Source organism: Arenimonas sp. (assembly GCF_019459675.1).
Classification (GTDB): Bacteria; Pseudomonadota; Gammaproteobacteria; order Xanthomonadales; family Xanthomonadaceae; genus Arenimonas.
This window is the reverse complement of the sequence record NZ_JAIBFH010000207.1, coordinates 1-7,697: the sequence shown is the minus strand read 5'-3', so window position 1 is coordinate 7,697 and position 7,697 is coordinate 1. Positions and strand designations below refer to the sequence as shown.

7 protein-coding genes and 1 pseudogene are annotated in these 7,697 nt (G+C 69.3%); 4 read left to right on the top strand and 4 right to left on the bottom strand.

The genetic code is table 11. The annotated features are described in order from the left end of the window. The 3 genes and pseudogenes from K0M70_RS07210 to K0M70_RS07200 all read right to left on the bottom strand — a co-directional run. Positions 1-108: pseudogene (locus K0M70_RS07210) on the bottom strand (orotidine-5'-phosphate decarboxylase); the annotation flags it as partial. A gap of 4 nt (positions 109-112) precedes the next feature. Next, positions 113-1,045 (bottom strand): HAD family acid phosphatase, encoded by a 933-nt coding sequence (locus K0M70_RS07205; RefSeq protein WP_290781028.1) that lies wholly within the window; start codon positions 1,043-1,045, stop codon positions 113-115. Between the two features lie 110 nt (positions 1,046-1,155). Next, positions 1,156-3,138: a UvrD-helicase domain-containing protein gene (locus K0M70_RS07200; RefSeq protein WP_290781026.1), complete on the bottom strand. Its 1,983-nt coding sequence runs from the start codon at positions 3,136-3,138 to the stop codon at positions 1,156-1,158. Between the two features lie 61 nt (positions 3,139-3,199). On the opposite strand from K0M70_RS07200, the gene arfB reads away from it, so the two are divergent. Further along, positions 3,200-3,625 carry an alternative ribosome rescue aminoacyl-tRNA hydrolase ArfB gene (arfB, locus tag K0M70_RS07195; protein ID WP_290781024.1) on the top strand — a complete coding sequence of 142 codons (426 nt, stop codon included), beginning with the start codon at positions 3,200-3,202 and terminating at the stop codon, positions 3,623-3,625. Beyond that, positions 3,622-4,209, top strand: a complete 588-nt coding sequence (locus K0M70_RS07190; RefSeq protein ID WP_290781022.1) for a 1-acyl-sn-glycerol-3-phosphate acyltransferase — start codon at positions 3,622-3,624, stop codon at positions 4,207-4,209. Before arfB ends, K0M70_RS07190 begins: the two co-directional genes overlap by 4 nt. A gap of 6 nt (positions 4,210-4,215) precedes the next feature. Here the strand turns inward: K0M70_RS07190 and K0M70_RS07185 are convergent, their stop codons facing one another. Continuing rightward, a complete protein-coding gene (locus tag K0M70_RS07185; RefSeq protein ID WP_290781020.1) occupies positions 4,216-5,175 on the bottom strand; it encodes a LysR family transcriptional regulator in 960 nt (319 codons plus the stop codon). A 116-nt stretch (positions 5,176-5,291) separates the two neighbouring features. Between K0M70_RS07185 and aceB the strand changes: the two genes are divergently transcribed. Then, positions 5,292-6,896, top strand: coding sequence for a malate synthase A (gene aceB, locus K0M70_RS07180; protein WP_290781018.1), 1,605 nt, complete (start codon positions 5,292-5,294; stop codon positions 6,894-6,896). 46 nt (positions 6,897-6,942) lie between these two features. Then, on the top strand, positions 6,943-7,697 hold a 755-nt coding region (gene aceA, locus K0M70_RS07175; protein WP_290781016.1), incomplete at its 3' end, for an isocitrate lyase.

The window sequence follows — 7,697 nt, the reverse complement described above, 5'->3', positions numbered from 1 at the left end:
GATCTTGTAGAAGCCGACCGAATCGCCCAGCCGGTCCACCCAGGCGCGGGCCTCGGCCGCCGTGGGCACGTCCAGGGCGAAGATCAGACGGTCGCGGACGGCGGTCATGGGCTTACTGGGCGTACTTGAGGCTGTCGAGCTTGAGCTGCCGGCGCTCGTTCTCCCGCAGGGTCCAGGCGTTGTTGAACAGCGCCGGCTCCCAGCTGCCATAGGTGGGGTTGGGCAGCACGAACCAGCGCTCGCCGACCCAGCCCAGGTAGGGGGCCATCGCCTGCTCGCGCCCCTGGGGGGTGTTGGCGACGATGGTCGCCATGTCGCCGATCTGGTCGCCGAACTGCATCAGCACGCGGTGGCTGCGGCCGACATGCTGGCGCCGGCAGCCCTTTTCGGAGCCTTCCTGTTCGCAGCCGTCCACGAAGAAGCCCAGGCCCAGGAACTGCTCGGGCTTGTCGATCGGGAAGCCGACCGCGCGCAGGTTCTTGAGGGTGGGCTCTTCCAGGTGGGCGGCGCGGTTGGTCACGTAATAAACCGTGACGCCGCGTGCCGCCGCGGCCTGGGCGAACTCCAGCGCGCCGGGCACGGGCGTGGCTTTCTCTTCGCGCACCCAGGCGTCCCAGGTGGTTTCGTCGTAGCTCAGGCCGTCGCGCACCAGGCGGGCCTGGTAGGGCGAGTTGTCCAGCACCGTCTCGTCGATGTCCACGATCACCGCCGGCGCCAGGCCGGTGGCCGGGTTGGCGCGTTCGGTCGGCACCAGCGCGTCCCAGTCGGGCGTCTTGAGGGCACGGTCGAGCTGGTTGAGCGCGCTGCGGAAGGTCTGGCCGGCAATCAGCCGGTATTCGATCGAGCCCTGGATCCAGGCCACGGCGTTGAGGTTGTCGTTGCCGGCGGGCAGCAGCGGGGCGTCGGGCACCTTCTTGCGCACGGGCACCGGCACGATCTGCGCAAGCGCCTCGTCGGTCAGCACGTCGTCGCGGACGGGCGCGGTCTGGCAGGCGGCAAGGGCCAGCACGAGGGCCGAGAGGGCGAGGGTCTTGATCGGGGTCATCGTCAGTCGTCCATTTTCGTCGGCGGACAGTTTAACCGGGCTGGCCGCGGGGCTGGGTGACAGGCGGGTGTCAGGGGCGACGGGGGCGGCGGCGAAAGGGCCCCGCGGCGTCAGCCGTCGTTGAACAGGGCCGCGATGGCGTCCATGTGGGCGCGGCCGCGCAGCTTTTTCTCGGCGGTTTCGCGCTCCGGGTCCAGGCCGTCGCGCAGCAGGTCGGCGGCCGGCAGTTCGTCCAGGAAGCGGCTGGGCAGCAGGTGTTCCAGCGCGCCCCAGCGCTTGATCTCGGCGCTGTGCGACAGGTACAGCCGTTCCTTGGCGCGGGTGATGCCGACGTACATCAGGCGGCGCTCTTCGTCGAGGCGGTTTTCTTCCAGGCTGGCCTCGTGCGGCAGGTTGCCGTCCTCGCAGCCGATGACGAATACGGCGCGGAACTCCAGCCCCTTGGCCGCGTGCAGGCTCATCAGGCGCACCGCGTTGCCCGGCTCACCGCGGTCGGCGTTGGACAGCAGCGCAAGCTGTGCCGCGAGCTCGCCCGGGCCGCCGCCGCGCGCGCCTTCAAACCACGAAGCGAGCTCGTCCAGGTTGCCCTTGCGGCGCTGGAAGCTGGCCTCGTCCTTGCACTGGCTGCGCACCATGGCCAGCAGGCCGCTCTGCTGGGCCAGCATGGGCACCAGCTCGGCGGGCGTAAGCGTCTCGGCCGCGTCGCGCAGGCGATCGACGATGCGGGTGAACTCGTCCAGGCCCGCCGCCGCGCGCGGCGTGAGCTGCTTGAGGAAGCCGATCTGCCCGGCCGCCACCGACAGCGACAGCCCGGCCGTGTGCGCCATCGCCGCCAGCTTTTCCAGCGTGGTGGCGCCGACCTCGCGCTTGGGCGCGGCGATGGCGCGCAGGAACGCGGCGTCGTTGTCGGGGTTGGCCAGCACCTGCAGCCAGCACAGCGCGTCCTTCACTTCGGCGCGGTCCAGGAACTTGGTGCCGCCGGTGAGGTGGTAGGGGATGCGCAGCAGCTGCAGCGCCTTTTCCAGCGGCCGCGACTGATGGTTGCCGCGGAACAGGATGGCCATCTCGCCCCAGGGGATTTCCTTGCCCTGGTTGAGGTAGTGGATCTCGGCGGCGACGCGTTCGGCTTCGTGGTCGTTGTTGCGGCATTCCCAGACGCGCACGGGTTCGCCGTCGCCGTGCTGGCTCCACAGCTTCTTGGGATGCGCGTGCGGGTTCTTCTCGATCAGGGTGTTGGCGCAGCGCAGGATGCGCGCCGTGCACCGGTAGTTCTGTTCAAGCTTGACCACCTTGAGGTTGGGGTAGTCGGTGGCGAGCTGGTCGAGGTTTTCGGGCTGGGCGCCGCGCCAGGCGTAGATGCTCTGGTCGTCGTCGCCCACGCAGGTCATGTTGCCCTTGGGGCCGGCCAGCTGCTTCAGCAGGCGGTACTGGGCGCCGTTGGTGTCCTGGCACTCGTCCACCAGCAGGTAGCGCAGGCGCTCGCGCCAGCCGGCGGCCAGGTCGGGCTCGGCTTCCAGCAGGGTCAGCGGCAGCCGGATCAGGTCGTCGAAGTCCACGGCGTTGTAGGCCGTCAGGCGGGCCTGGTAGCGGGCGTAGAGGCCCGCGGCCTCGCGCTCGCGGCCCGAACGCGCGGCATCGGCCGCCTGCTCCGGGGACAGCGCGTTGTTCTTGGCGGCGCTGATCAGGTTCTGGATCGAATACAGGGCGTCGTTCTTCAGGCCCGGCGTGGCCAGGTCCTTGATGATGGCCATCTGGTCGTCGCCGTCGAAGATCGAAAAGCCGCGGCGCAGCTGCGCGCGCTCGTGCTCGATCTGCAGGAAGCGCAGGCCCAGCGAATGGAAGGTGGAAATGGTGAGGCCTTCGGCGGCGTCGCCCTTCACCCGCTTGGCGACGCGCTCGCGCATCTCCTTGGCGGCTTTGTTGGTGAAGGTGATGGCGGCGATGTGCCGCGCCTCGTACCGGCTGGTGGCGATGAGGTGGGCGATCTTTTCGGTGATCACCTTGGTCTTGCCGCTGCCTGCGCCGGCAAGCACGAGCAGGGGGCCGCCGACGTAGGCGACCGCTTCTTGCTGGGGAGTGTTGAGGCCGGACATGGGGGAGGGATTGTACCGGCCCGCCGCCCACTATCGCCGGGCACCTCGCTAGAATGCCGCCATGCTGCAGATCTCGCCCTCGCTGGCCATCCCCGACGACGAACTGGTCGAGCGCTTCGTGCGCTCCAGCGGGCCGGGCGGGCAGAACGTGAACAAGGTCTCGACCGCGGTGGAACTGCGCTTCGACGTGGCCCGTTCGCCGTCGCTGCCCGAGGCGGTGCGCGAGCGGCTGCTGGCGCGCCGCGACCGCCGCCTCACCGACGATGGCGTGCTGGTGCTCAGCGCACAGCGCTTCCGCACCCAGGACCGCAACCGCGAGGACGCGCGTGAGCGGCTGGCTGCGGTGATCGTCGCCGCACTCACCGCGCCGAAAAAACGCGTGGCCACCAAGCCGACCAAGGGCTCGAAAGAGCGGCGCCTGGGCGCCAAGCGCGAGCGTTCCAGCGTCAAGCGCCATCGCAACGCCAGCGGCTGGGACCGGGAATGACGCGGGTCCCCGCGCTTCCGCCCAGCGCGCCGCGCAACGGCGGGCCGGCCAGCCGGTGGTTCGGACGCAGCGTGCTGCGCCTGGGCGGCTGGACCATCGAAGGCGACTGGCCCGACCTGCCGCGGGTGGTGGTGATCGCCGCGCCGCATTCGTCGGGCTGGGACGCGGTGTGGGGCCTGGCGGCCAAGCTGGCGATGGGCGTGGACATCACGTTCATCGCCAAGGCCGAGCTGTTCCGCGGACCGCTGGGCTGGCTGTTGCGCAAGCTCGGTGGCCACCCGGTGGACCGCAGCGCGCCGGGCGGCATCGTCGACCAGACCGCCGCCGAGATTCGCGCCGCGCCGCGCATGTGGTTCGTGCTGGCGCCCGAGGGCACCCGCAAGCGGGTGGAGCACTGGAAGCCCGGCTTCTGGAAGATCGCCCGCCGCGCCGGGGTGCCGGTGTTCTGCGCGGCCTTCCACTACCCCACGCGCAGCATCGTGCTCGACCGCCTGTTCGACACCACCGACGACTACGCCGCCGACATGCTGCGCCTGCGCCAGCAGTACCTGCCCTTCATCGGCAAGAACCGCGGCACGCATTGAACCGGCTCAGCGTTCGGAGGCCCCGGTGTCGAAGTAGTCGCGGCGTTCGAACAGTCCCGGCTTGATCAGGTCGATGAAGTCGCGCGCCTGCGGGCTGAGGTATTTGCCTTTGCGCATCACCACGCCGTAGCTGCGCGGCGGGAAATACTCGCCCAGGTTGCGCGCCACCAGCCGCTTCTCGTCGGCTTCGGTCAGGCAGATGCTGGTGACGATGGAAATCCCCAGACCCATGGCCACGTACTGCTTGATCACTTCCCAGCCGCCCACCTCCAGCGCCACGGTGTAGGGCACGCGGCGCTGCTGGAACACCAGGTCCACCAGCCGGTAAGTGGTGAGGCGGCGCGGCGGCAGGATCAGGCCATAGGGCGAAAGGTCTTCCAGGCGCAGGTCGGTCTTGGTGGCCAGCGGGTGGCCCGGCGGACAGATCAGCATCGGGTCGAAGGAATACACCGGCGCGTAGGCCAGGTCGGTCGGTACGTCCAGCATCGAGCCCACCGCCAGGTCCACCGCGTCCGAGCGCAGCAGGCCCAGGCCGTCCTGGCCGGTGACGTTGTGCAGCACCAGCTGCACTTCCGGGTGCTGTTGGCGGAAGGCCTGCACCAGGGTCGGCAGCAGGTAGAGGATGGTGGAGCTGCCGGCAGCCACGTGCAGCTCGCCCGCCTGCAGCCCCTTGAGCTTGCCGCGGAACTCCGCGTCCAGGCCGTCCAGGCCTTCCACCAGCGGCCGGGCGATGTCGTACAGCACCTGGCCTTCGCGGGTGAGGCTGAAGCGCCGGCCGATGCGCTCGAACAGGGCCAAGCCCAGGTCGCGCTCCAGCGCCTGCAGCTGCAGGGTGACGGCCGGCTGGCTGAGGAACAGCGCCTCGGCTGCGCGCGACACCGAACCCAGGCGCGCCACCTGGCAAAAGGCCCGCAGCGGCTTTAATCGGTCGCCTTTGTAATAGAAGCGTGCCTTGGGGGCGGCCATAAGCCTTTGTTCCTCGGCAGTTATAAGCTGAGTTAATAGTAAGTATCAAAACATTTGTTTTGTCAAAGGTGCCCGGCAGGCCTAGCTTCGAACTCCGGAACAGCAGGAGCATCACCATGGCAGGCGACGCAGCGCGGACGATTTCACCCCTGGAACTGCACGGCACCCGTCAGGCGGGCCAGGAAGACCTCCTGACCCCGGCGGCCCTGGGCTTTCTGGTAGACCTGCAGCGGACCTTCGAGGTCGAGCGCCAGACCCGCCTGGCCGCCAGGCGCCAGCGCCAGGCGCGCTTCGATGCTGGCGAGCTGCCCGACTTCCGCGCCGACACCCGGGCCATCCGCGAAGGCGACTGGACCGTGGCGCCGCTGCCGGCCGCGCTGCTCGACCGCCGCGTGGAGATCACCGGCCCGGTGGACCCGAAGATGGTCATCAACGCCCTGAACTCCGGCGCCAGCTGCTACATGGCCGACTTCGAGGATTCCACCTGCCCGACCTGGGACAGCCTGCTTACCGGCCAGCGCGCGCTGCGCAAGGCCGTGGCCGGCAGCCTGGACTGGATGGCCCCGGACGGCAGCAAGCACTACGTGCTCGATCCGGCGTCCAGGACCGTGCTGATCGTGCGCCCGCGCGGCTGGCACCTGGACGAGAAGCACGTGCTGGTGGACGGCCGCCGCATGAGCGCCAGCCTGTTCGACCTGGGCCTGTTCGCCTTCCACAACGCCGCCACCCTGCACGCCAAGGACCGCGGCCCGTACTTCTACCTGCCCAAGCTGCAGTCGATGGAGGAAGCGGCGCTCTGGAACGACGTGCTGGACTTCATCGAAGCGCGCCTGGGCCTGCCCGCGGGCACGATGAAGGTGACGGTGCTGATCGAGACCCTGCCGGCCGTGTTCGAGATGCATGAGATCCTGCATGCGCTGCGCAGCCGCATCGTCGGCCTGAACTGCGGCCGCTGGGACTACATTTTCTCCTACATCAAGACCTTCCGCCGGCACCGCGACCGCGTGCTGCCCGAGCGCAGCCAGGTGGGCATGACCCAGCCGTTCCTGAAGTCGTATTCGGAGCTGCTGATCCAGACCTGCCACCGCCGCGGCGCCCACGCCATGGGCGGCATGGCGGCGCAGATCCCGATCTCCGGCGATCCGATCGCCAATGAGGAAGCGCTGGCCCGCGTGCGCGCCGACAAGCTGCGCGAAGCCAGCGCCGGCCATGACGGCACCTGGGTGGCGCATCCGGCCCTGATCCCGATCGCCCGCGAAGTGTTCGACCAGGCCATGCCCGGCCCGAACCAGCACGGCGTGCGCCGGGAAGACGTGGCTGCGGACCGCGACACGCTGATCCGCCCCAGCGTGGGCACCATCACCCGCAAGGGCTTCGACAGCAATGTGGAAGTGTGCGTGCGCTACATCGCCGCCTGGCTCGACGGCCAGGGCTGCGTGCCGATCCACTGGCTGATGGAGGACGCCGCCACCGCCGAGATCGGCCGCGCCCAGCTGTGGCAGTGGCTGCACCACGGCGACCTGCACCTGGACGACGGTTCGCCGGTGGACTTCTCGCTGTTCGACCGCGCGCTGCTGGCGCTGCCGTCCAAGCTGGCCGACCGCATGAACCTGCCGGGCGGCAGCCGCATCAACGACGCCATCGCGCTGCTCGACGAGCTTACCCACGCCCGGGAGCTGGCCGAGTTCCTGACCCTGCCGGCCTACGAGCGCCTCGCCTGAAACCCTTGCTTTCCCTTCCCCACTTCGAAACACAAAGGACAACGCCATGACCACGACCCTCCCCACCGCCGAGCAGCTGAAGAACGAGTGGGCGACCGACCCGCGCTGGGCCGGCATTGAACGCGGCTACACCGCCGAAGAGGTCGTACGCCTGCGCGGCACCGTCGCCGTCGAGCATTCGCTCGCGCGACTGGGCGCCAACAAGCTGTGGAAGTACCTGGGCGAGAAGCCCTTCGTGAACGCGCTGGGCGCGCTCACCGGCAACCAGGCCATGCAGCAGGTCAAGGCCGGCCTCAACGCCATCTATCTGTCGGGCTGGCAGGTCGCGGCCGACGCCAACGTGGCCGGCGAGATGTACCCCGACCAGTCGCTGTACCCGGCCAACTCGGTGCCGCTGGTGGTCAAGCGCATCAACAACACCCTGCTGCGCGCCGACCAGTTGCACCACGCCGAAGGCAACGACAGCATCGACTTCCTGCAGCCGATCGTGGCCGATGCCGAAGCCGGGTTCGGCGGCGTGCTCAACGCCTTCGAGCTGATGAAGGCGATGATCGAAGCCGGCGCGGCCGGCGTGCACTTCGAGGACCAGCTGGCCTCGGTCAAGAAGTGCGGGCACATGGGCGGCAAGGTGCTGGTGCCCACCCGCGAGGCCATCGAGAAGCTCAACGCCGCGCGCCTGGCGGCCGACGTGATGGGCGTGCCGACCCTGCTGGTGGCACGCACCGATGCCGAGGCCGCCGACCTGCTGACCAGCGATGTGGATGGCAACGACCAGCCGTTCACCACCGGCGAGCGCACCGT